Genomic DNA, 20578 nt, shown 5'->3' on the forward strand with positions numbered 1-20578 from the left:
CCGTCGGAACTCCCAAATGGCCGCTACTCGCGATACCAGTCAACGACGCCTCCAGATCAGCGAACTCGTCCGCCAGCAAGGAAGCGTCCAGGTCAGCAGGCTCGCCGACCGCTTCGGCGTGAGCGCGCAGACCGTGCGCAAGGATCTGCGCTACCTGGCCGAGCGCGGCGTGATGGCGCGCGCCTACGGGGGCGCGATCGACAGCGGCGTGATCGGCAACGGCAGCCCCGCCGAACCCAATTACGAAGCGAAAATCACCAGCTACCTGGCCGAGAAGCGCCGCATCGGCGTGCGCGCCGCGACCCTGATCAAGCCCGGCGACACCGTTGCCATCGACTCGGGCACCACGGCCATCCAGCTGGCCAAGGCGTTGCCGGACATCGACATCACCGTGGTCACCAACGACTACGGCGTGCTGACCGCGCTGGCATCCAAGCCGAGCATCAACCTCGTCATGCTCGGCGGCGAACTGCGCCGGCGCAACATGGCGTTCTACGGCGGGCTGACGGTCGAGGCGCTGGACGCGCTGCACGTGGACAAGCTGTTCCTCGGCGTGGATGGTTTCGACCTGGAGCGCGGCATCACCACCCATTACGAGCCCGAGGCCCTGCTCAACCGCAAGATGGTGGAGGCCGCACGCGTGGTCATTTCCATCACCGACAGTTCGAAGTTCGGCAAAGTCTGCCTGCACCGCATCATCCCCGTCACCGCGTTGAACGTGTTGATCACGGACACCGGCGCACCCGAGGACATCATCCAGGCCAGCCACCAGCTCGGTTTCGAGTTGTTGCTGGCCTGAGAGCAGGGATTCGGGATTCGCAAAAGCATGAGAGCGCCGCCGCCGCAGGAGCCCGCTCGCCGGCGATGCTCCTGACGCTCCCGCAAATCCCCAATCCCCCATTCACTGCCCCGAGCTTGTCGAAGGGCCCTATCCCGGCTCAAAAGCATCGCCCGCAGGCGGGCTCCTACGTGCCCGGCCTGACGAACACGCGCATCGCATTGCCGTAGTAGATCTTGTCGATCACCGCGCGCGGCAGCGCCAGGCCCGGCACGTCGGCGTGGATCATGTCCACGTGCTGCGTCTCGCCGGTGGCCAGGTAGCGCCAGTCGGAGCTCCACGCCGCGTGCGCCTCGCGGCGGAACTCGGCGGGGTCGGCATCGGGGCCGTAGGTCAGGTCGGTGCCGTACATCACCCGATCCTGGTAGCGGATGAAGAAGTTGCGCACCTTCTCGCGGTCGCGCACCGACTGGTATTGCACCTGGCTCATGCGCGCGGCCATGTCCACGGTGGCATCGGGAAAACGGTCGAGGAAGGCGGCGATGCGGTCGACGTCATACTCCAGGCTGGCCAGATGCGCGCCGACGAAGCGCAGCTTCGGGTGCGCGGCCACGAAGCGGTCGCGCACCGCCATCAGATCCTCGTAGCGCGGCATCTCCGGATGCAGGTGCATGTAGTACTCCGGATGCTTGCTGAAGTACTCGCGGTCGTTGTCGGTGGTCATCTGGTCCAGCGGCAACCAGCAGTTGCGCGGCTCGCCCTGGTGGTCGACCAGAGCCACGCCGAGCGCGCGCACCTGCTCGGCCACGGGCGCCAGGCCCGGATCGTCGAGCATGATCAGTTTGCCGTCGGCGCTCCGCTCCGCGAGGCCCACGTTTTTCCAGATTTTCACTGCCAGGGCGCCCGCCGCCACGTCGCGGGCAAGTTTCGCGTCGACGCGTTCGGTCCAGCCCGGCGTGCCGAACCCCTTCATCGAGAAGGTGGTGGCCCAGTGGAAATGCGCCGGGTCCCTTGCCGCCAGGGCCACGGCGGCCGCGTGCTGCCGCGCGATGCTCGGGAAGTCGGGGTAGTCGACGTTGATCGACAGCAACTCGAAACCGTCCGCGCGCGCCTGTTCGAGGAATGCCGGATCGGGCGTGTTGGCGTGGACGTGGGCGTCGAACTTGCGCACCTGGCTGAAGTCGGCCATCGAATAACTTTCCGCGGCATGCCGGCTCGCCGTCGCGCAGGCGCTGGAAAGGGCTGCCGCGATGGCCAACAGGGCAAGGACGGCGGGACGGAAGATCGTGTTCATCGGTCCACCTCGGCAATATAACGAAACATTTTCGAACCATACCGAAACGAAACGCTTGCATCAAGAGCAACGGCTGACGCAGAATCGGGACGACGTCTCAAGAGGAATTCGCCATGCGCCCGATCGGACGACGCACTGTATTGAAGCTCGTGGCCGGCAGCGTGGCCGGTGGCGCGGCGTGGCTCATGCTGCCGAAGGCGCTGGCGGCATCCCGGCCTGGCTATCCCGGTGCCGGCCGCACCGATGGCGGCACCGGCGCCACCGCCGGCGATGCAGTACTGGCGATCGCCTTCGATCACCGCCTGCACACGCGCCTGGTGGTCCGCGGCAAGCCGCTCACGCCGTGGCAACCCAGCGAGAGCCTGCTGTTGGCCGATGGCGCGGTCGACGACTTCGCCATCACCGGCCACCGGGAACAACCGATCGCCGACGCGCGTCACGGCAGCGGTCACCAGTCGATCGTCACCGGCCGTTCCGGCAACCTGGAAAAGGAAGTGGCGCTGACCTTCTTCGACGGTCTTCCCGGCTTCGCCGTGCTGCAGACGCGCTACCGCAACCTGGGCAGCACCGCCGTGCAGGTCGCCGGCTGGCGCAATGCCGCGCATGAACTGGCCGAGGCGCCCGGCGGTTTCTGGAGCTTCTCCGGCACCACCCACACCGATCGTCGCGACTGGGTGCAGCCGATGGCTGCCGGGTTCGACCAGCGCAACACGCTGGGGATGGATTCGTCCGACTACGGCGGCGGCACGCCGGTGGCCAACATCTGGCGCCGCGACGTCGGCCTGGCGGTCGGTCATGTGGAGCCGGTGGTGCGTCCGCTGGATCTGCCGGTGCGCAAGACCGACCGCGGCGCGCACATCGCGGTCGAATCGCTGCAGGCATCCGCCCTGGCGCCGGGCCAGGCCCTGGTCACCGAACGCACTTTTCTGGCGGTGCACACCGGCGATCATTTCGCGCCGCTGCTGCAGTACCGGCAATACATGCAGGCCGAGGGCCTGGAGGCGCCGCGGGCTCCGGAATCGGCCTTTGCGCCGGTGTGGTGCGCGTGGGGCTACGGCCGCGACTTCACCGTCAAGCAGATCCTGGACACGCTGCCGAAAGCGCGCGAGCTGGGCTTCGGTTGGGTGGTGATGGACGACGGCTGGCAGACCAACGAAGGCGACTGGCGCATCGACAGGCGCAAGTTCCCGCGCGGCGATGCCGACATGCGCGACTTCACCGCCAAGGTGCGCAGCCAAGGCATGCACCCGCGCCTGTGGATCGCGCCGCTGGCCGCCGACCCGGGCAGCGACGTGCTGCACGACCATCCCGACATGCTGCTGCTGGACCAGGACGGCGGGTTCCAGAAGGTGACCTGGTGGAACGCGCTCACTCAGTGCCCGGCCTACCAGCCCACCGTCGACTTCTACGTGGCCCTGGTGAAGAAGGTCATCGGCGACTGGGGCTTCGAGGGCATCAAGTTCGACGGCCAGCACCTCAACGCCGTGGCGCCCTGCTACAACCCCGCGCACAAGCATGCGCATCCGGGCGATTCGGTCGAAGGCCTGGCCACGTTCTGGCAGGCCATCCACCGGGCGGCGCACGAGGCCAACCCGCAGGCGGTGGTCGAGCTGTGCCCCTGCGGCACGGCTTTCGATTTCCACAACCTGCCGGCCACCGACCAGTACCCGGCGTCCGACCCGACCTCTTCGTGGCAGGTGCGCAGCAAGGGCAAGAGCATGAAGGCGCTGATGGGCTCGCGCAGCAGCTATGCGGGCGACCACATGGAACTGTCCGATCGCGGCGACGACTTCGCCTCCACCGTCGGCATCGGCGCGATTCCCTCCACCAAGTTCACCTGGCCGAAGGACACCGAGCATCCCTCCGAACCGCTGCCGCCGGGCGGCCTGGTGCTCAATCCGGAGAAGGAGGCGCTATGGCGCAAGTGGGTGGCCCTGTACAAACAGCACATGCTGCCCAAGGGCGAATACCTTGGCACGCTGTACGACATCGGCTTCGACAAGCCCGAGGCGCACGCCATCGCCAAGGACGGGGCGATGTACTACGCCTTCTACGCCGACCAGTTCAAGGGCACGGTGCCCTTGCGCGGTCTGGGCGCCGGACGCTACAAGGTGCGCGACCTGTTCAATGAAGTCGACCTTGGCGAGGTGGATGCCAGCGGGGCGAACCTGCCGGTGGCGTTCAAGCACTTCGTGTTGCTGCAGGCCACGCCGCTGGGGACGCCGGCATGAGCCTGGCAGCCAGCGCGGTCGCCGCGCCACGCCGTCGCCCCTGGCTGGTCTTCGCCGTCACCACCGTCGCGCTGTGGGGTGTGTGGGGCGCGCTGTCGCCGCTGTCGGCCGAGCACGGTTTCCCCGAAACGCTGGTGTATTGCGTGTGGGCGCTGACCATGATCCCGCCGGCGCTGTACATCCTGTGGCGCAGCGGCTGGGCGCTGGAGCATTCACCGCGCGCGATCGGCTACGGCATGGCCATCGGCCTGCTCGGTGCCGGCGGGCAGATGCTGCTGTTCCACACGCTGACCATCGGGCCGGCGTATTTCGTGTTTCCGATCATCTCGCTGTCGCCGGTGGTGACGATCGCCCTGTCCTTTGCGTTCCTGCGCGAGCGCACCGGCTGGAGCGGCGCGCTGGGCATCGTGCTGGCGCTGGTGGCATTGCCGATGCTGGACCTGTCGTTCGGCCGCGGCGCCGGCGGCGGACTGGGCTGGTTCCTGCAATCGCTGCTGATCATGCTGGCCTGGGGCGTGCAGGCTTACTTCATGCGCCTGGCCAACCACACCGTGCGCGCCGAGAGCATCTTCTTCTACATGATGCTGGGCGGCCTGCTGCTGGCGCCGGTGGCGCTGGCGATGACCGACTGGTCGCAGCCGATCAACACCGGCATCGACGGCCCGTGGATGACCGCGGCGATCCAGTTGCTCAATGCCGTCGGCGCGCTGACCCTGGTCTACGCCTTCCGCCACGGCAAGGCGATCGTGGTGGCGCCGCTGACCAATGCCGGCGCCCCGCTGGTGACCGCCGCGCTGGCGCTGGTGTTCGCCAGCATCGTGCCGGGCCCGCTGAAAATGATCGGCCTGGTGCTGGCCCTGATTGCCTCGTTGCTGTTGGCACTCGAACCGGAGGCCGTGGCCGAAGCCGAGGGCGATCCCGACGTTTCCACCCCCTCCCCCGAATGGACTCCGTCCCCATGCACGTCCTCTCCGAGCTCATCGCCCGTCACAAGCAGGGACACGCCGGTGGCGTGACCTCGATCTGTTCCGCGCATCCCCTCGTGATCGAAGCCGGCCTGCGCCACGCGCAACGCACGGGACAGGCATTCGTGCTGTTCGAGGCCACCTGCAACCAGGTCAACCAGGACGGCGGCTACACCGGGATGAAGCCGGCCGATTTCGTCGCCTTCGTGCACGCGATCGCCGACCGCGTCGGCTTCGACCGCGCGCGCATCGCGCTGGGTGGCGATCACCTGGGGCCCAACCCGTGGACGTCGCTGGACGCGGACGCGGCGATGGACAAGGCCGAGGTGATGGTGGCCGCGTACGTGGCAGCCGGCTTCCGCAAGATCCACCTGGACTGCTCGATGGCCTGCCGCGGCGATCCCGAGCCGCTGCCGGAGGCGGAGATCGTGCGCCGTGCGGTACGCCTGTGCCGGGCCGCCGAGGTCGCTCACGCGCAGGCCGGCGGCGAGGCGCCGGTGTACGTGATCGGCACCGAGGTACCGGTGCCCGGCGGTGCCACCGAGGCCATCGAAGGCCTCGCCGTGACCACGCCGCAAGCCGCGCTGGCCACGATCGAGGCGCATCGCCAGGCCTTCGCCGCCGCGGGGCTGGACGCCGCATGGCAACGCGTGATCGCCTCCGTGGTGCAACCGGGCGTGGAGTTCGATCACCACGACGTGGTGGATTACGACCCGTCGAAAGCGCGCGAACTGAGCCACGCCATCACCGGCGTGCCGGGCATGGTGTTCGAGGCGCACTCGACCGACTACCAGACCCGCGACGCGCTGGCGGCGCTGGTACGCGATCATTTCGCCATCCTCAAGGTCGGCCCCGGCCTGACCTTCGCCCTGCGCGAGGCGCTGTGGGCGCTGGACGCGATCGAGCAGGAGTGGATCGGGGATGCGCGTCGGGCACGCCTGCGCGAGGTAACCCTGGCGCGCATGCGCGAGCAGCCCGGTTACTGGCGACGCTACTACCACGGCGAGGGCCACGCGCTGACCATCGACCTGCAATACAGCCTCAGCGACCGCATCCGCTATTACTGGCCGGACCCGGTGATCGAGCAGGCCTGCCAGCGCCTGTTCGACAACCTGCGCGCGACCCCGCCGCCGCTGCCGCTGATCAGCCAGTTCCTGCCGCACGCGCTGCGCGCGCTGCGCACCGGCGGCGCGACCAACGACCCGCTCTCCCTGACCATGGCACACATCAGTGCCGCACTCGACGACTACCACCATGCCTGCCATGACCATGACATCCACTGAGTACCTGGGCGCGTCCGAGTCCGAGCTGACCGCCGCGGGCGCGCTCTGCACCGCACGCGAGATCGAGCAGCAGCCACGGATGCTGCAGCGGACCCACGCGCTGGTGGCCGGGCTGCATGCGCAGATCCGGGCGTTTGCCGGCCCGCTGATCGACGACCCTGCCGCGCGGGTGATTCTGACCGGCGCCGGCAGCTCGTCCTATATCGGCCAGTGCGTGGCGCCGCTGCTGGACCGCCGGCTGGCCGCCCGCGTGGACGCGGTGCCGACCACCGACATCGTGTGCGCCCCGCGCTTGTATCTGGAGCCGGAACAGCCACTGCTGCTGGTCTCCTTCGGCCGTTCCGGCAACAGCCCCGAAAGCCTGGCCGCGGTGGAACTCGCCGAGTCCCTGGTGCGCGACGTGCGCCACCTGGCGATCATCTGCAATGCCGACGGTGCGCTGGGCAAGGCGCCGGTTGCCCGTTCGATGACCCTGCTGCTGCCGGCCGAGACGCACGACGCCGGCTTCGCCATGACTTCCAGCTTCAGCTGCATGATGTACGCGGCCATGGCCGCGTTGTTGCCAACCGGCCGCATGGACGCGCGCATCGACGCCATTGCCGAGGCCACCGCGCGGGTCATCGCCGGATCGCTGCCGGCACTGAACGAGCTGGCGCGCGGCCAGTACGACCGCGTCGCCTACCTTGGCAGCGGCGTCTTGCAGGGGCTGGCCCGCGAGGCGGCGCTGAAGCTCGGCGAGCTCACCAATGGCGCGGTGGCGACCTGCTTCGAGTCGCCGCTGGGTTTCCGCCACGGGCCCAAGACCTTCGTCACCGAACACGCCCTGGTAATGGTGTTCGTGTCCAACGACCCGCTGACCCGCCGCTACGACCTCGACCTGGTGGACGAGCTGCGTCGCGACGGCCGCGCGGCGCGCATCATCGAGGTGAACGCCCAGCCGCGCGCTGCCGCGGGTGCCGACGGCATCACGGTGCCGGCGATGGCCGATGCCGCCGATGCGGATCTGCTGTGGCCGTACCTCGCCATCGCGCAGATCCACGCCTTCCTCCGTTCGCGCGCCATCGGCGTGACGCCCGACAATCCCAACCCCGCGGGCCTGGTGAACCGCGTCGTGCAGGGCGTGCGCCTGTACGCTCTGAGCGCATGAATCGGGTGACTTACCTGGGCGTGGACGGCGGCGGAACGAAAACGCGTTTCGCCCTGATCGACGCTGACGGCCGACTGCTCGGCGAAGCGGAGCTCGGCACGACCTACCATCCCCATGTCGGGCTGGACGGCGTGCGTGCCATCCTGGCCGAGGGCGTGACCGCGGTGCTGGGCACCGCCGGCCGGACCCTGGCCGACATCGGCCATGCCTTCTTCGGGCTGCCCGCCTACGGCGAGGACAGCCGCGCCACCGCGCTGTTGCAGGCATGCCCCGCGGCGATCCTCGGCCACGACCGCTACACCTGCGACAACGACATGGTGTGCGGCTGGGCCGGCTCGCTGGGCTGCGCCGACGGCATCAACATCGTCGCCGGCACCGGTTCGATCGGCTACGGCCAGCGCCAGGGCCTCGCGGCCCGCGCCGGCGGCTGGGGCGAGGCGTTCTCCGATGAAGGCTCGGCCTACTGGATCGCCATGCGCGGACTCAACGCCTACTCGCGCATGAGCGACGGGCGCCTGCCCCGCGGCCCGCTGCACGCGATCCTCAACGCGCACTTCCAGCTCGACAACGACCTGGACATCTGCGCCCATGTCTACGGCGGCAACTCCTACGCCCGCGGCGACCTGGCGCAGCTCTCGCGCCAGGTGGCCGAGGCGGCACGGGCCGGCGACGGCGTGGCCGCCACCATCTTCCGCGACGCCGGCCACGAGCTGGCCGGCATCTGCGACGCACTGCGACTGGCCCTGCACTTCGAAGCCGGCGAAACCGTACCGGTGTCCCATTCCGGCGGCGCCTTCAATGCCGACGAACTGCTGCTGGCACCGCTGCGCGAGGCGCTTGCCGCCGCAAGCACGGATTTCGACCTGCGGCCGCCGTTGCACGCGCCGCATTACGGCGCCGCGCTCTACGCGGCCCGGCTCGCCGGCCACCCGGTGCAGGCGGCAACGCGGGCTGCCGTCGCCCCCTGAGCGAGACTGTCCGGTTCGCCGCGGACTTTTGCCGGGACCGCCCTACAAGCCTTTCGCCGCCTGCGCCACCGCGCGGAACAATGCGCGGCCCTTGTTCATCGTCTCCTCCCACTCGGCGGCGGGGTCGGAGTCGAACACGATGCCTGCGCCGGCCTGCACGTGCAGGCGGCCGCCGTGGATCACCGCAGTGCGGATCGCGATGGCGGTGTCGGCGTCGCCCCACCAGCCGATCCAGCCGATCGCGCCGCCGTAGATGTTGCGCTTGTGCGGTTCCAGCTCCTGGATGATCTCCAGCGCGCGCACCTTCGGCGCGCCGGAAAGCGTGCCGGCCGGGAAGGTCGCCTTGAGCACGTCCATGTAGCTCAGGCCTTCGCGCACCGTACCCTGCACCTGCGAGACGATGTGCATCACGTGCGAGTAGCGCTCGATCGCGAACGAGTCGCCCACTTCCACGCTGCCGGTCTCGCTGATGCGGCCGAGATCGTTGCGGCCGAGGTCGATCAGCATCACGTGTTCGGCGCGCTCCTTCGGATCGGCCAGCAACTCCGCTTCCAGCGCGCGGTCCTCTTCCTCCGTGGCGCCGCGCTTGCGCGTGCCGGCGAGCGGGCGCACCACCACCTTGCCGCCCTTCAACCGCGCCAGGATCTCCGGCGAGGAACCCACGATCTGGGTGTCGCCGAGATCGACGAAGTACATGTAGGGCGAGGGATTCATCGCGCGCAGCGCGCGGTACACGTCCACCGGCCGCGCGTTGAAGCGCACGGAAAGGCGCTGTGACGGCACCACCTGGAAGATGTCGCCGGCGCGGATGTATTCCTTCGCGCGCTCGACCATCGCCTCGAACTCGTCCCTGGTGAACGAGGACTTGAAGTCGCTCTCGTCCAGCGCGACCGACTGGGTCAGCTGCGGATACGAGGCGCCGCCCTGGCGCAGCCGATGGACCAGCGCATCGAGCCGCCGCTGCGCCTGCGCGTAGGCGTGCGGCTGCGACGGATCGGCGTGCACGATCAGGTACAGGCGACCCTTGAGGTTGTCGAATACCGCCACTTCCTCGGCCAGCATCAGCAGCACGTCGGGCGTGCCCAGCTCGTCGAGGCGGTCCCACTGCGCCAGCCGCGGCTCGATGTAGCCGATCGTCTCGAACCCGAAGTAGCCGACCAGGCCGCCCGAGAATGCAGGCAGCTGCGGCAGCTGCGGCACGTCGTACTGCGCGCGCAGCTTCTCGATCTCTGCCAGCGGATCGTCGAGGTGGCGGCGCTCGGTGATCTCGCCGGAATCCTCCACTTCCAGCTCTTGCCCGCGCAGGCGGAACACCCGCTTCGCCGGCAGGCCGATGATCGAGTAGCGTCCCCAGGTGGCGCCACCCTCGACCGACTCGAACAGGAAGGTGTACGGCCCGTCGGCGAGTTTCAGGTACACCGACAAGGGCGTGTCGAGGTCGGAGAACACCTCGCGCACCAGCGGGATGCGCGTGTGGCCGCGAGCGGCCAGCGCGTCGAATTCGTCTCGGCTGATGGGATCGGGAGAGCTCACGGGTCGCGGTTCCGGATGGGCACGAACGGGAAACGGCCATTGTAGGCCAAGCGCAGGCGGCACCGCGGCGCGCTTGATACGCTGGTGGCGGCGGTCTACTCTCGACGGTCGGGCTACAGGGGACCGTGCGTGGATCAGTACTGCGTCGTAGTGTGCGGCTTGCGGGCCGGTGCGTCGGACGAGGCTTCGACGTGGGCGCCGGTGGCGGCCGCGCTGAGGATGGAACCCGACGAGTTTTCCCGGCGCGTGGTCGCCGCGATGCCGCGGATCGTGCGCCAGCAACTGGACCGCTCCAGCGCCGAGCGCATCGCGCAGTTGCTGCAAGGCCTGCACGTCGACGCCCGCGCGCTCCCCGGCGACGAACAACTGGCGTACATCGACCGCGACGGCAGCAGCCGCGGGCCGTTGCCGCAGTCGGCGGTGGACGCGTTCATCGCGCCGGGCGAGTCGTATCGGCTGCACGGCAGCCCGGTGTGGCAGATCTGGCCGGGGCCGCTGGATTGCGAATCCGCGAGTCCGCCGGCACAGGCGTTCGACGAGGTAATGGCCGCGCCCGTCGAGGAAGCCTTCGCTGTGGCACCCGCCGAGCCGCTCGACGATGAACCGCCCGCGCCCGCGGTCGCGACCCCGTCGCCCGGCCTGCCGCCGCCCTTGCCCACCGCGTCGTCGCCCGCGGCCGTCGCGCCGACGGCCGACGACGAGCTGGCGCCAGACGACGCACTGATCAATCCGCCGTCGGACGAGCCTGTCGGCGAAGCCGATGTCGCCGCCCCGCCGGCCGAGGCCGCAACCCACCCGCCACGACGCTCGCGGCTGGGTCGCGTGTTGTTGCTGCTGGCATTCGTCGGCGTGGCCGCGTGGGCGTATCTGCACTGGGGTGCCGACACGCACGTCGACGATTCCCCGCCCCCGGCACCGGTCAGCCATGCGCAGCCGGCGAAGGGCATCACCGCGGTAGCGGCACCGGCGACATCGGCCACGGCGGCGCCCGCCATCGCCGCCTCCACCGCAGCGGCAAGCGCCAGTTCGACGCCCGCGACGGCGACTTCGGTCCCGGCTGCCGGTGGCACGGCCGTCCTGCCCGCGACGGCCGCGACCACGGCGGCACCGGCGGCACCGGCGGCGGCATCCAGCACGACGCCGGCCACGGCGTCCAGCGCGGCGCCTGCGCATGCGGCCAGTGCAACGGTCAAACCCGCAACACCCGCGGCGGCGGGCTCGTCGCCGCAGGGCTGAAGCTCAGGCGGTTTCGGTGACCGGCTCCGCTGCCGGCGTGGCATCGGTCGCCATGTCTGCCGGCGCCTCCGCACCACCGGCGAGGGCGAGCAAGGCCTGGTTCTCGCGCATCACCTCGCGCAAGGCCAGCAGCGCCCGCACGTTGCGCTCCAGCTCGGCGATCGAGATCGGGAAGAACCCGTCGTCGCGGTCGCTGACCACCCAGCTGCGCGCACGCGCCAGGTCGACCGGGATCTGCGCGGCATGCAGCGCCTCGACCACGTCCGCGGGACGCAATTCGGCCAGCTCGCACACCAGTCGCCACAGCCAGTTCATGCGCTGCGGATCGGTGGCGCGCAGCAGCGGCGGGCGGCGATAGGGTTGCCGGCTGAGGTTGGGGACATCCATGGCGACATTTCCGCGGGGGGCCGAGATGTCCGGATAGCGGCAAACGGCGGCGAAGCTTTAACCGCCCAGCCGATGCCGCGGCATGCCGCGCAGGGTCAGGGTGAACGCCACGCCGCTGCCGTCGTCGAGGTTGCGCGCGCTGACGCTGCCGCCGTGGCGCGCGGCGACCAGGCGCACCACGTACAGGCCAAGGCCCAGGTGCGGTGCCTCGCCGGGCACGGTCTTGTCGCGCAGGCTGACCAGCGAATCGAACAACCGACCCTGCATCGCCGCGGGCAGTGGCGGGCCCTGGTTGGCCAGCTCGATCTCGGCGCCACCCTCGAGCGCGCGCAGGCTCAGTCGCAGCCAGCCCTGCGCGGGAGTGAACGAGAGCGCGTTGTCGAGCAGCTTGTCCAGCGCCTGCGCGATCAGTTCGGGCGCGCCGTGCAGCGGCAGCGGCGCATCCGGCAGCCGGCAATCGAGCCGGCGCGTGCCGATCAGCGGACGGTAGCCGTCGGCGCAGCCACGCACCACGTCGCGCAGGTCGACGTCCTCCGGCTCGGCCGCTTCGATCGAGCGCTCCATCCGGCTCGACTCGCTCATCGCCCGCACCAGCGCCCCCAGCCGCGCCACGCCGTCGCGGGCGCGTTCCAGGTAGGGCTTGGCCGGGTCCGGCAACGCGGCGTGCTGCTGCAGCTCGTGTTCCAGGTTGTCCAGCGAGGACTTCACGATCGCCAGCGGCGTGTTCAGCTCGTGCGACAGCTTCGAGGCGAGCGTGCGCAGGTAATCGGTGTAGCTGCCCACGGCCACGAACAGCTTCTCGAAGCTGCGGGCGAGATCGCCGATCTCGTCCGGCGCGTCGATCATCGGGAAGCGGTCGGGATTCAATTGGCCGTCCAGACGTCCATCGTTGCGCTGCGCCTGCTCGACGGCATTGCGCAGCCGCGCCAGGCGCAGGCTGAGCCGGGTGGCGAATGCCAGCAGGATGCCGCCGGCCAGCAGCAGTACGCCGAAGCTGGTCAGCAGCACGCCGAACAGCGCGCGGTTGGCCAGCAGCGGCACGGTGCGGCTGGACTGCTCCAGCAGCAGCACGCCCTCGACCCGGCCGGCCCGCTCGATCGGCACCGCCGCGGCCAGCACCACGCTGCCGCGCTCCTCGCCGTGGCGCCAGCGGCTGACCGCATGGCCGGTGCGCGCCTGCTCCACCTCACGAGTGTCCAGCCGGGGCACGTCCTGCGCCCACAGGTTGGCGTCGTCCAGGCGAGTGGCCAGCAGCGAGCGATAGACCAGCGAGGCGAACCAGCCCGGGTCGCGCTCGGACGCGCTGCTGCCATGCAGGCGGCCGCTGCGTGCCAGCAGCCAGCCCGCCGGCGACAGCACGCGCGCCTGCACGCCCGTCGGCACCAGCTGCGCCAGCTCGCCGGACAGTGCGGGCGAATAGCGGCGCAACGGGCGCGACTCGACGGCCCGTCGGTCGCCGCCGCTGCCGGCGTCATAGGCGTCGATGCCCAGGCGGCTCAGCGCCAGGTGCGGCGGCAGGCGCAGCTCGACCTGGTAGCCGCTGCCATCCTCCTGCCAGCTCGCGCCGAGCTGATCGGGCAGGCCGGGCACCGGCGGGTCCAGCGGCAGCGCCTGCAACGGTCCCGGCGCGGCGCTGGCCAGCAGGTAGCGCCGCTGGCCGGCGGCGTTGCCCAGGGCGAGAATCAGATGGTCGGCCAGCAGCGCGTTCGCGTCTTCGGCATCGGCGCGGGTGCGGTGGGTGTCGGCCACCTGCGCATGCAGGTAGAAGCCGTCCGCATCCTCGGCCAGCAACAGCTGACCGCGTCGCGCGAACGGCTGGCTCCACGGCGTCAGCGGCGCCCAGTCGTCGCCGTAGCCGTCGACGGTGATCGGCGTGGGCACCTCCTGCACGTACCAGCTCGGGCCCTCGGCCGGTGGCAGCGCACGGGTCACCACCAGGCTGCGCGCCACCACCTGCGCCGAGGCCACCAGGGCCTGCGCCTGGCCGTCGCGCAGCAGCGACTCCATCTGGCGCACGTCGAACCAGCCGGCGACCGGCAGCGCCAACGTGCACAGCGCCACCAGCAGCAGCTTGCGGCGCAGGCTCATGCGTTTCCCGCCCGTCGCTCAGCGGGCATCGGCCGGCGCCGTGGCACGCTGGTAGTGCGAGGCCATCACCACGCGCATGAAGTCATCCAGCAGCGCGCGACGCGTGGGATCGCCATCGTCGAAAGCCATCGACCAGCTGTAGCGGATGCCGCTGGCCCGGCCCGGATCGCAGAACACCAGCACGTCGTCGACATGATCGCTGCCTTCGTAGACGCTCGCCTCGCAGGCCATGTGCGGATGGCGCACGACGAAACTGGTGGCCTTGCCCGCGGGGTCGAGCTGGAGGTAGCGCTTGCGGTCGGCCTGCACCTCGGCGGCCAGGCTGGGCAGCACGCGCGGCCACACGTTCAGCACCATGACCCGCTGCGGCTTGCCGCTCCACTCGCCCTGGTACAGCACCGCGTTGACGCCGATCGCCTGGGCGTAGGTGCAGCAGTCGCGCGTCCAGCCCGGCGGCGACGCCACCGCGATCGTCCAGGCCGGCGCATGGCCGTCGCGGGCGCCGCGGGCCAGCACGTCCGCGTCGGTGCCGGTCGCCCAGGTCAGCGCCGCGCAGAACAACAGTGCCATCGCCAGGCACAGGCGCACGCTCACGGCTTCCACCGGTAGCCGACGCCGTGCACCGTCTCGATCGCGTCGAAGTCGGGCGCCACCGCCACGAACTTCTTGCGGATGCGCTTGATGTGCGAGGTGATGGTGGCGTCGTCCACCACCAGCTCCGCCTCGCGCATCAGCTGGTCGCGGTTCTTCACGTGGCCGGGGAAGCGCACCAGCGTGTGCACCATCCAGAACTCGGTGACGGTGAGCGGGATTTCCTCGCCGTTCCAGGTGATGCGCATGCGCTCGGACTCCAGCTTCAGCGGGCCGTGCTCGAGCACCGTCTCGCTGGAGGCGGGCGCCTTCAGCGACTCGATCCGGCGGAACAGCGCGGCGATGCGCGCGGCCAGCTGGTGCAGGCTGGTGTCCTTGCTGAGGTAGTCGTCCGCGCCCAGGCGCAAGCCGGAGATCACGTCGAAATCCGAATCGCGCGCGGTGAGGAAGATCAGCGGCAGCGTCGACGATTTCGCGCGCAGTTCGCGGCACAGGTCGAAGCCGCCCTCCGGTTCGTCGCCCAGGCCGATGTCGATGATGACCAGCTCGGGCAACTTCATCGCGAACGCGCTGGACGCTTCCTGGCGCGAACCGTAGCCGCGCGCGTCGTAGCCGAAACGGTTCAGCGCCTCGACGTAGTTGGCGCGGATCAGCGGTTCGTCCTCGACGATGGCAATGCTGCGGCCCATGGCGCACTCCTTGGATGATGGCTGCAGCGTGCTATGCGCGCCGCGCGGGCGCAAGCGGTCGCAGCGCGCTGCCAGCGATTTGCCACAAGCCGGCGGCAAATCGCCCGGCAACCGTCGGCGCACGCGCCGCGATGGAGGCTTTGATGTGATCCACGCACTCCATCACGAGGTCACCCATGGACACCCGCCGCAACGAACACGACCCCCGCGCCGAACTGCACGGCTTCGAGCCGCTGCGCACCAGCCTGGCGCTGGGCGCCCTGCTGCTGGGCCTGCTGGTCGGCTTCTTCTGAAGGAGGCGCGTCATGTCCCATCATCCGTCCAGGCTCAATCCGTTTGCCGTGGTGGAAGTCGTCCGCGCACCCGGCGCGAAAGGAATCGCGCCGGGTGCGGCCCGGATTGCCAGCAACGACGACACCGATCCCGACTGGCAACCGCTGTAACCGTGTTCCTCCCCCTGGTGGTTGCTTGCCCCTCGCTTGCGAGGGGCTTTTTTCGTGCGCGTGCTGCCTGCCATTTGCCACGACTGGCCCGGAGCCCGCCGCCGGCGCGGCTCCCGCGCGACCTTCACGCGTGCGGCAATGCCATCGTGGCTCGGGCGACAGGAGGACACCGGCATGCATGAAGCAATACGGCTTTCGCACACATGGCGTCACTGGTTGATGGTCGGCAGCCTGATGCTGGCCGCCGGACTGGGTCTCGATGCGGTGTGGATCCACGCCAGGGTCGCGCTGACGCAGTGGCTGAACGCCCGCGCGGAGGCCCGATCCAGCCGGCTGCGGCCGCGACCTGCGCAGCGAACCTGAACGACACAGTTGGCAAATCGGCCACCGCGGCGGGAACCAACCGGCAGGGACCGGGTCGGATTAATTGATTGGCGATGTTCCTCTTTGCCGTGGAACGTGCCGGTGCGGGGTCTGAGTACTCCTGAGCAGGGCTTGCACCGGCACGCGCCAATCCATGGTGTTTTCCTCCTTGCGTCCCCGACGACGTTTATCCCGGTGCCTCCCTCCTGGCGCCGGGATTTTTTCTTTGTGCCGTCTGGCCAGGCGATCGCCTTGCGCATGGCGGCGATCATCCTCAACCGATCGCCTTGCGCATGGCGGCGATCTCGGCCGCGTAATCCTTCGCGTGGAAGATCGCCGAGCCGGCGACGAAGGTGTCGGCGCCGGCGCCGGCGATCGCGCCGATGTTGTCGGCGGTGACGCCGCCGTCGACCTCCAGCCGGATCGCGCGGCCGCTGGCTTCGATCCGTTCACGCGCCTGGCGCAGCTTCTCCAGCGTGCCGGGGATGAACTTCTGCCCGCCGAAGCCGGGGTTCACCGACATGATCAGGATCATGTCCAGCTTGTCCATCACGTAGTCGAGATGGTCCAGCGGCGTGGCCGGATTGAACACCAGCCCGGCCTGGCAGCCGGACTCCCGGATCAGCCCCAGCGTGCGATCGACGTGCTCGCTCGCCTCGGGATGGAAGCTGATCAGGCTGGCGCCGGCCTTGGCGAAGTCCGGCACGATGCGATCGACCGGCTTGACCATCAGGTGCACGTCGATCGGCGCGGTGATGCCGAACTTGCGCAGCGAGGCGAGCACCATCGGGCCGATCGTGAGGTTCGGCACGTAATGGTTGTCCATCACGTCGAAATGCACCCAGTCGGCACCCGCGGCGAGCGCCGCGGCGGTGTCCTCGCCCAGCCGGGCGAAATCGGCGGCGAGGATGGACGGGGCGATGATCGGGGATTGCTTGGGCATGGGTGGCTACCGGGCGGCTCGAAGACGACGTCTATTGTAGGAGCCCGCTCGCGGGCGATGCTCCTGCTCTTGCGAATGCCGAACCTCGAAGCCCGAAAAGGAGCGTCGCCCGCGAGCGGGCTCCTACTTGAATCCTCTTGCTTCCTTGATGCGGTCGTAGGCGGCGTTGATCTCGCTGGCGCGCGACTCGGCGCGCTTGCGCATGTCTTCGGGCAGGTCGCCGAGGCGGTCGGGGTGGTGCTCGGAGATCAGCTTGCGGTAGGCGCGCTTGATGGCGCGCTCGTCGGCGTTGCGGTCGATGCCCAGCACGGCATAGGGATCGGGCCCTTGCGGCGTGCGTTGCGGCGGCACGTAGCCGCCGCCATTGCCGTACTGCTGGCGGCCGCCGCGCGGGCCGCCCGCGCCCTGGTTCCAGGCGTAGCCCTTCATCGCCATCAGCGCCATCAGCTCCATGTCGCTGACGCGCAGCGCGAAGGCGAGCTGGCGCAGGATCGACATCTTCTCCGGCCCCGGATTGCCCTCGGACAGTACCGTCTCGATCACCACGTCCAGCACCGGGAACGCATGGTCGCGGCGCAGGCCGACCCAGCTGCGCAGCTCGGCGATGGTGCGGGTGACGTCGAACTCCGGCTGCTTGCCCGCATTGAAGCTGGCCACGGCCTGCGCGCGCTGCTCGGCGGTCAGGCCCATGCGCGTCATCAGCCGCTCGGCCACCGCGATCTCGGCCTCGGACACGCGACCGTCGGACTTGGCCACCGCGCCAAGCAGGGTGAACAGCGGGCCGACGAAACCGCCGGCCTCGGGCGTGGCCTGGCGGCGCTGGCTGTGGCGCAGGTTGTCGAAGATGAAACCGAGCACCGCGCCCACCACCGCGCCCGGCATGTGGCCGACCAGCAGGCCGAAGATGCCGAACCAGATCGTGTAGGTGAAACTCATGGCTGCACCTGCGCCGGCGCGGCTGCCTGCGCGCTGTACCAGCGTGCCAGCGCGTCGAGCTCGGCGGCGTTCAGCGGACCGATCGCCGCGCGCATCACCGGCACGTTGCGGCGGCCATCGCGGTACTGCTTGAGCGCATCGCGCAGGTAATCCAGCCGCTGCCCGGCCAGGTTCGGCACGCCGGGCATGTGCGCCTGCCCGGTCTCGCCGTGGCAGGCCGCGCAGAGGCCGAGCCGGCCGGGCCGGGGCGCAGATTGGGCAAGGCTGGGCGAGGCGGCCAGGCAAAGCGCCGCGATCAGGAATATTCGCATCGGCAACACATGGGGCCAAAGGATGCCAATTCTAGCAGTGCGCCCGATCGGCCCGGCGGCACGCTCCCGGCGCCGTGCCGGCAGTCGCTACAATAGACATTTGCCGCCTCGTGGAACCCGCCGTGCCCACCACCCTGCCCCAATCGAACCTGCCTGGCCTCGAGCTGATCCATCGCGGCAAGGTGCGCGATGTCTACGCGCTGGATGATCAGCGGCTGCTGATGGTGGCCACCGACCGGTTGTCGGCGTTCGACGTGGTGATGCCCAACCCGATCCCGGGCAAGGGCGAGATGCTCACCCAGATCTCCAACTTCTGGTTCGGCAAGACCGCGCACCTGGTACCGAACCACCTGCTCGACGTACCCCTGGCCGAGGTGCTGCCGCCCGGCACCGACCTCAAGTTGTACGAGAAGCGCGCGGTGGTGGTGCGGCGGCTGAAACCGGTGCCGGTGGAATGCATCGCCCGCGGCTACCTGATCGGCTCGGGCTGGAAGGATTACCAGGCCAGCGGTGCGCTGTGCGGCATCGCGCTGCCGACCGGCCTGAAGCAGGCGCAGCAGTTGCCCGAACCGATCTTCACGCCCTCGACCAAGGCGGCGGTGGGCGACCACGACCAGAACGTCAGCTTCGACGCCGTGGTGGACGCAGTCGGCGCCGACCTCGCCGGGCAGGTGCGCGACGCCACGCTGGCGATCTACCGCTGGGCCGCCGCCTATGCGGCCGAGCGCGGCATCATCATCGCCGACACCAAGTTCGAGTTCGGCACCGATGCGAGCGGCAAGCTCTACGTGATGGACGAGATGCTCACCCCGGATTCCTCCCGCTTCTGGCCGGCCGACGAATACCGCACCGGCATCAGCCCGCCCAGCTACGACAAGCAGTTCGTGCGCGACTGGCTGGAGACGCAGCACTGGAACAAGACCGCACCCGGCCCGGTGATCCCGGACGAGGTGATCGCACGCACCGCGGCCAAGTATGCCGAGGCGCTGCACAAGCTGGCCGGCATCCGGCTCGACTGAGGTTTCATCGAGGGGGAACGCTCATGCGCACCATGCAGGACTGGCTCGACAGTTACAGCAGCGACCACCAGAACCCGACCAACCAGATGTTCCACTGGTTCTGCGTGCCGCCGATCGTGTGGTCGGTGATCGCGCTGCTGTGGGCGGCCCCGGTGCCGTTCACCGCGCTGCGCCCCGGTTCGTGGGCGGTGCTGGTGATGGTGCTGGCGTTCTACTGGTACTGGAAGCGCTCGCACCGGCTCGCGGCGGGCCTGCTGATCGCGTTCGCCGTGCTGGGCCTGTTCACCAATTTCCTGTACTGGCGGCTGGGCGCGCCGGCGCTGGCGTGGTGGGCGGTTGGCGTGTTCGTGGTGGCCTGGATCGGCCAGTTCATCGGCCACAAGTACGAAGGCCGCAAGCCCAGCTTCCTCACCGATCTGTCCTATCTGCTGGTCGGCCCGGCGTGGCTGATGGCCAAGCTCTATCGCAAACTGGGACTCCGCCAGATCACATGAATACCGCACTTGCCGTGACCAGCACCCTGCTCTGGTGGGTGCTCTACAGCAGCATGGCGGCGCTGGTGTTCGCGCTGATCGGCTGGTCGGTGCTGCGCTGGACCGAGCGCTGCGCGGTGGTGTTTAACCGCGTCTACCTCGCCTGCCTGCTGTGGACGATGCTCGGACTGTTGCTGGTGTTCCTGGTGGCCGTCTACGAAGGCGCGGTGCATCCACCCTACGGCGGCCTGCTGCACTCGGGCCTGCTGCGCGTCGCGCTGGTGCTGGACATGCTGCTCGGCGCGGTCCTGCTGTGGCGGCTGGTGCCGCGCATCGACGCCCGCCGCATCCGCCCCGGCAGCGCCTGCATGGCGGTGGCCGCGAGCATGGCGATCGGGTTCGGCGTGGCCACCACGCTGGTGTAGCCAGACCGCACGAGGCGCGGGTCAGCCCGCGCCTCGTGCCGGACACGCCGGATCAGTGCGCGAGGATCGCCGCGCCGAAAATGAGCACGACGAGGAAGCCCAGCACCATGCCGGCCACCATGTTGATCAGCTCGACCACGCAGGCCTTGCCGAAGCCGATCTCGCTGCCGTCCGCGGCCCGCAGCAGGTAATTCACCACGACGGCACCGACGAGGAAGGTCACGATCAGCGACAGCACGCTGCTGTGCACCACCATGCCGAGGATCAGCATCGCCGCGAACGCGCCGACATAGGTCAGCACCACCGCGCCCAATGCACGCAGGTAGGACGGCATGAAACCGACCACCAGGCGGAAGGACACGCTGAGGATCAGCGCGCCGAGCGCGATGCCCACGACGATCATGATCAGCATGGCGAATAGGCCCATGCCGGCCAACGCGGCAAACGTAGAAGTACCCATAAAATCCCCTGGATT

Annotated in this window: 22 protein-coding genes; 12 read left to right on the forward strand and 10 right to left on the reverse strand. The window is 69.5% G+C overall.

Annotated elements, in window-relative coordinates; translation table 11 throughout:
* The first annotated feature begins 16 nt into the window (after positions 1-16).
* A complete protein-coding gene (locus ACFCQI_RS04460; protein WP_395120184.1) occupies positions 17-799 on the forward strand; it encodes a DeoR/GlpR family DNA-binding transcription regulator in 783 nt (260 codons plus the stop codon).
* A 166-nt stretch (positions 800-965) separates the two neighbouring features.
* Here the strand turns inward: ACFCQI_RS04460 and ACFCQI_RS04465 are convergent, their stop codons facing one another.
* Entirely contained in the window at positions 966-2072 is a 1107-nt protein-coding gene (locus tag ACFCQI_RS04465; RefSeq protein WP_395120185.1) for an amidohydrolase family protein, read from the reverse strand.
* Between the two features lie 113 nt (positions 2073-2185).
* On the opposite strand from ACFCQI_RS04465, the gene ACFCQI_RS04470 reads away from it, so the two are divergent.
* The 5 genes from ACFCQI_RS04470 to ACFCQI_RS04490 are packed head-to-tail and all read left to right on the forward strand — an operon-like array spanning position 2186 to position 8666.
* Entirely contained in the window at positions 2186-4303 is a 2118-nt protein-coding gene (locus ACFCQI_RS04470; RefSeq protein WP_395120186.1) for a glycoside hydrolase family 36 protein, read from the forward strand.
* Positions 4300-5319 carry an EamA family transporter gene (locus tag ACFCQI_RS04475; protein WP_395120187.1) on the forward strand — a complete coding sequence of 340 codons (1020 nt, stop codon included), beginning with the start codon at positions 4300-4302 and terminating at the stop codon, positions 5317-5319. The genes ACFCQI_RS04470 and ACFCQI_RS04475 overlap by 4 nt, the downstream gene beginning before the upstream one ends.
* A complete protein-coding gene (locus tag ACFCQI_RS04480) occupies positions 5262-6551 on the forward strand; it encodes a D-tagatose-bisphosphate aldolase, class II, non-catalytic subunit (RefSeq protein ID WP_395120188.1) in 1290 nt (429 codons plus the stop codon). Before ACFCQI_RS04475 ends, ACFCQI_RS04480 begins: the two co-directional genes overlap by 58 nt.
* Positions 6538-7698: an SIS domain-containing protein gene (locus tag ACFCQI_RS04485; RefSeq protein ID WP_395120189.1), complete on the forward strand. Its 1161-nt coding sequence runs from the start codon at positions 6538-6540 to the stop codon at positions 7696-7698. Before ACFCQI_RS04480 ends, ACFCQI_RS04485 begins: the two co-directional genes overlap by 14 nt.
* Positions 7695-8666 carry an N-acetylglucosamine kinase gene (locus ACFCQI_RS04490; RefSeq protein WP_395120190.1) on the forward strand — a complete coding sequence of 324 codons (972 nt, stop codon included), beginning with the start codon at positions 7695-7697 and terminating at the stop codon, positions 8664-8666. The genes ACFCQI_RS04485 and ACFCQI_RS04490 overlap by 4 nt, the downstream gene beginning before the upstream one ends.
* Before the next feature lie 42 nt (positions 8667-8708).
* On the opposite strand, the gene trpE is transcribed toward ACFCQI_RS04490, so the two are convergent.
* A complete protein-coding gene (gene trpE, locus ACFCQI_RS04495) occupies positions 8709-10199 on the reverse strand; it encodes an anthranilate synthase component I (protein WP_395120191.1) in 1491 nt (496 codons plus the stop codon).
* Positions 10200-10418: 219 nt separating this feature from the next.
* Between trpE and ACFCQI_RS04500 the strand changes: the two genes are divergently transcribed.
* Positions 10419-11435 (forward strand): hypothetical protein, encoded by a 1017-nt coding sequence (locus ACFCQI_RS04500; RefSeq protein ID WP_395120192.1) that lies wholly within the window; start codon positions 10419-10421, stop codon positions 11433-11435.
* Positions 11436-11438: 3 nt separating this feature from the next.
* On the opposite strand, the gene ACFCQI_RS04505 is transcribed toward ACFCQI_RS04500, so the two are convergent.
* The 4 genes from ACFCQI_RS04505 to pdsR are packed head-to-tail and all read right to left on the reverse strand — an operon-like array spanning position 11439 to position 15190.
* Entirely contained in the window at positions 11439-11822 is a 384-nt protein-coding gene (locus ACFCQI_RS04505; protein WP_395120193.1) for a hypothetical protein, read from the reverse strand.
* 57 nt (positions 11823-11879) lie between these two features.
* Positions 11880-13910 (reverse strand): ATP-binding protein, encoded by a 2031-nt coding sequence (locus ACFCQI_RS04510; RefSeq protein ID WP_395120194.1) that lies wholly within the window; start codon positions 13908-13910, stop codon positions 11880-11882.
* Positions 13911-13928: 18 nt separating this feature from the next.
* Positions 13929-14504 (reverse strand): hypothetical protein, encoded by a 576-nt coding sequence (locus ACFCQI_RS04515; protein WP_395120195.1) that lies wholly within the window; start codon positions 14502-14504, stop codon positions 13929-13931.
* A complete protein-coding gene (gene pdsR, locus ACFCQI_RS04520) occupies positions 14501-15190 on the reverse strand; it encodes a proteobacterial dedicated sortase system response regulator (RefSeq protein WP_395120196.1) in 690 nt (229 codons plus the stop codon). Before pdsR ends, ACFCQI_RS04515 begins: the two co-directional genes overlap by 4 nt.
* Positions 15191-15495: 305 nt before the next feature.
* Here pdsR and ACFCQI_RS04525 point away from each other — a divergent pair, with 305 nt between their 5' ends.
* Both ACFCQI_RS04525 and ACFCQI_RS04530 read left to right on the forward strand, forming a co-directional pair.
* Positions 15496-15633 (forward strand): hypothetical protein, encoded by a 138-nt coding sequence (locus tag ACFCQI_RS04525; protein WP_395120197.1) that lies wholly within the window; start codon positions 15496-15498, stop codon positions 15631-15633.
* Between the two features lie 174 nt (positions 15634-15807).
* Entirely contained in the window at positions 15808-15996 is a 189-nt protein-coding gene (locus tag ACFCQI_RS04530) for a hypothetical protein (RefSeq protein ID WP_395120198.1), read from the forward strand.
* Between the two features lie 274 nt (positions 15997-16270).
* Here the strand turns inward: ACFCQI_RS04530 and rpe are convergent, their stop codons facing one another.
* The 3 genes from rpe to ACFCQI_RS04545 form a co-directional block, all read right to left on the reverse strand.
* Positions 16271-16939, reverse strand: coding sequence for a ribulose-phosphate 3-epimerase (gene rpe, locus ACFCQI_RS04535; protein ID WP_395120199.1), 669 nt, complete (start codon positions 16937-16939; stop codon positions 16271-16273).
* A 123-nt stretch (positions 16940-17062) separates the two neighbouring features.
* The gene (gene djlA / locus ACFCQI_RS04540; RefSeq protein ID WP_395120200.1) at positions 17063-17875 is read right to left on the reverse strand and encodes a co-chaperone DjlA; all 813 of its coding nucleotides are present in this window, start codon (positions 17873-17875) and stop codon (positions 17063-17065) included.
* Positions 17872-18186, reverse strand: a complete 315-nt coding sequence (locus ACFCQI_RS04545) for a c-type cytochrome (RefSeq protein ID WP_395120201.1) — start codon at positions 18184-18186, stop codon at positions 17872-17874. Before ACFCQI_RS04545 ends, djlA begins: the two co-directional genes overlap by 4 nt.
* A 122-nt stretch (positions 18187-18308) precedes the next feature.
* On the opposite strand from ACFCQI_RS04545, the gene ACFCQI_RS04550 reads away from it, so the two are divergent.
* Genes ACFCQI_RS04550 through ACFCQI_RS04560 form a run of 3 tightly spaced genes read left to right on the forward strand, consistent with a single transcriptional unit; the run spans position 18309 to position 20103 of the window.
* Entirely contained in the window at positions 18309-19205 is an 897-nt protein-coding gene (locus tag ACFCQI_RS04550) for a phosphoribosylaminoimidazolesuccinocarboxamide synthase (protein ID WP_395120202.1), read from the forward strand.
* A 23-nt stretch (positions 19206-19228) separates the two neighbouring features.
* On the forward strand, positions 19229-19699 hold the full coding sequence (locus tag ACFCQI_RS04555; RefSeq protein WP_395120203.1) for a DUF962 domain-containing protein: 471 nt from the start codon (positions 19229-19231) through the stop codon (positions 19697-19699).
* Positions 19696-20103, forward strand: coding sequence for a hypothetical protein (locus ACFCQI_RS04560; RefSeq protein WP_395120204.1), 408 nt, complete (start codon positions 19696-19698; stop codon positions 20101-20103). The genes ACFCQI_RS04555 and ACFCQI_RS04560 overlap by 4 nt, the downstream gene beginning before the upstream one ends.
* A 52-nt stretch (positions 20104-20155) precedes the next feature.
* Here ACFCQI_RS04560 and ACFCQI_RS04565 read toward each other — a convergent pair whose 3' ends face one another.
* Positions 20156-20563, reverse strand: coding sequence for a hypothetical protein (locus ACFCQI_RS04565; protein ID WP_395120205.1), 408 nt, complete (start codon positions 20561-20563; stop codon positions 20156-20158).
* Positions 20564-20578: the final 15 nt, after the last annotated feature.

The sequence above is a fragment of the Rhodanobacter sp. FW102-FHT14D06 genome (assembly GCF_043950705.1).
Lineage (GTDB): Bacteria > Pseudomonadota > Gammaproteobacteria > Xanthomonadales > Rhodanobacteraceae > Rhodanobacter.

Coding starts and splice junctions, on each gene's coding strand:
- djlA (WP_395120200.1), bottom strand. CDS start 17,875: ATGAGTTTCACCTACACGATCTGGTTCGGCATCTTCGGCCTGCTGGTC.
- rpe (WP_395120199.1), bottom strand. CDS start 16,939: ATGCCCAAGCAATCCCCGATCATCGCCCCGTCCATCCTCGCCGCCGAT.
- ACFCQI_RS04500 (WP_395120192.1), top strand. CDS start 10,419: ATGGAACCCGACGAGTTTTCCCGGCGCGTGGTCGCCGCGATGCCGCGG.
- ACFCQI_RS04555 (WP_395120203.1), top strand. CDS start 19,229: ATGCGCACCATGCAGGACTGGCTCGACAGTTACAGCAGCGACCACCAG.
- ACFCQI_RS04560 (WP_395120204.1), top strand. CDS start 19,696: ATGAATACCGCACTTGCCGTGACCAGCACCCTGCTCTGGTGGGTGCTC.
- ACFCQI_RS04530 (WP_395120198.1), top strand. CDS start 15,808: ATGCATGAAGCAATACGGCTTTCGCACACATGGCGTCACTGGTTGATG.
- ACFCQI_RS04475 (WP_395120187.1), top strand. CDS start 4,300: ATGAGCCTGGCAGCCAGCGCGGTCGCCGCGCCACGCCGTCGCCCCTGG.
- ACFCQI_RS04505 (WP_395120193.1), bottom strand. CDS start 11,822: ATGGATGTCCCCAACCTCAGCCGGCAACCCTATCGCCGCCCGCCGCTG.
- ACFCQI_RS04565 (WP_395120205.1), bottom strand. CDS start 20,563: ATGGGTACTTCTACGTTTGCCGCGTTGGCCGGCATGGGCCTATTCGCC.
- ACFCQI_RS04545 (WP_395120201.1), bottom strand. CDS start 18,186: ATGCGAATATTCCTGATCGCGGCGCTTTGCCTGGCCGCCTCGCCCAGC.
- ACFCQI_RS04480 (WP_395120188.1), top strand. CDS start 5,262: ATGCACGTCCTCTCCGAGCTCATCGCCCGTCACAAGCAGGGACACGCC.
- ACFCQI_RS04490 (WP_395120190.1), top strand. CDS start 7,695: ATGAATCGGGTGACTTACCTGGGCGTGGACGGCGGCGGAACGAAAACG.
- pdsR (WP_395120196.1), bottom strand. CDS start 15,190: ATGGGCCGCAGCATTGCCATCGTCGAGGACGAACCGCTGATCCGCGCC.
- ACFCQI_RS04460 (WP_395120184.1), top strand. CDS start 17: ATGGCCGCTACTCGCGATACCAGTCAACGACGCCTCCAGATCAGCGAA.
- ACFCQI_RS04465 (WP_395120185.1), bottom strand. CDS start 2,072: ATGAACACGATCTTCCGTCCCGCCGTCCTTGCCCTGTTGGCCATCGCG.
- ACFCQI_RS04485 (WP_395120189.1), top strand. CDS start 6,538: ATGACATCCACTGAGTACCTGGGCGCGTCCGAGTCCGAGCTGACCGCC.
- ACFCQI_RS04525 (WP_395120197.1), top strand. CDS start 15,496: ATGTCCCATCATCCGTCCAGGCTCAATCCGTTTGCCGTGGTGGAAGTC.
- ACFCQI_RS04470 (WP_395120186.1), top strand. CDS start 2,186: ATGCGCCCGATCGGACGACGCACTGTATTGAAGCTCGTGGCCGGCAGC.
- ACFCQI_RS04510 (WP_395120194.1), bottom strand. CDS start 13,910: ATGAGCCTGCGCCGCAAGCTGCTGCTGGTGGCGCTGTGCACGTTGGCG.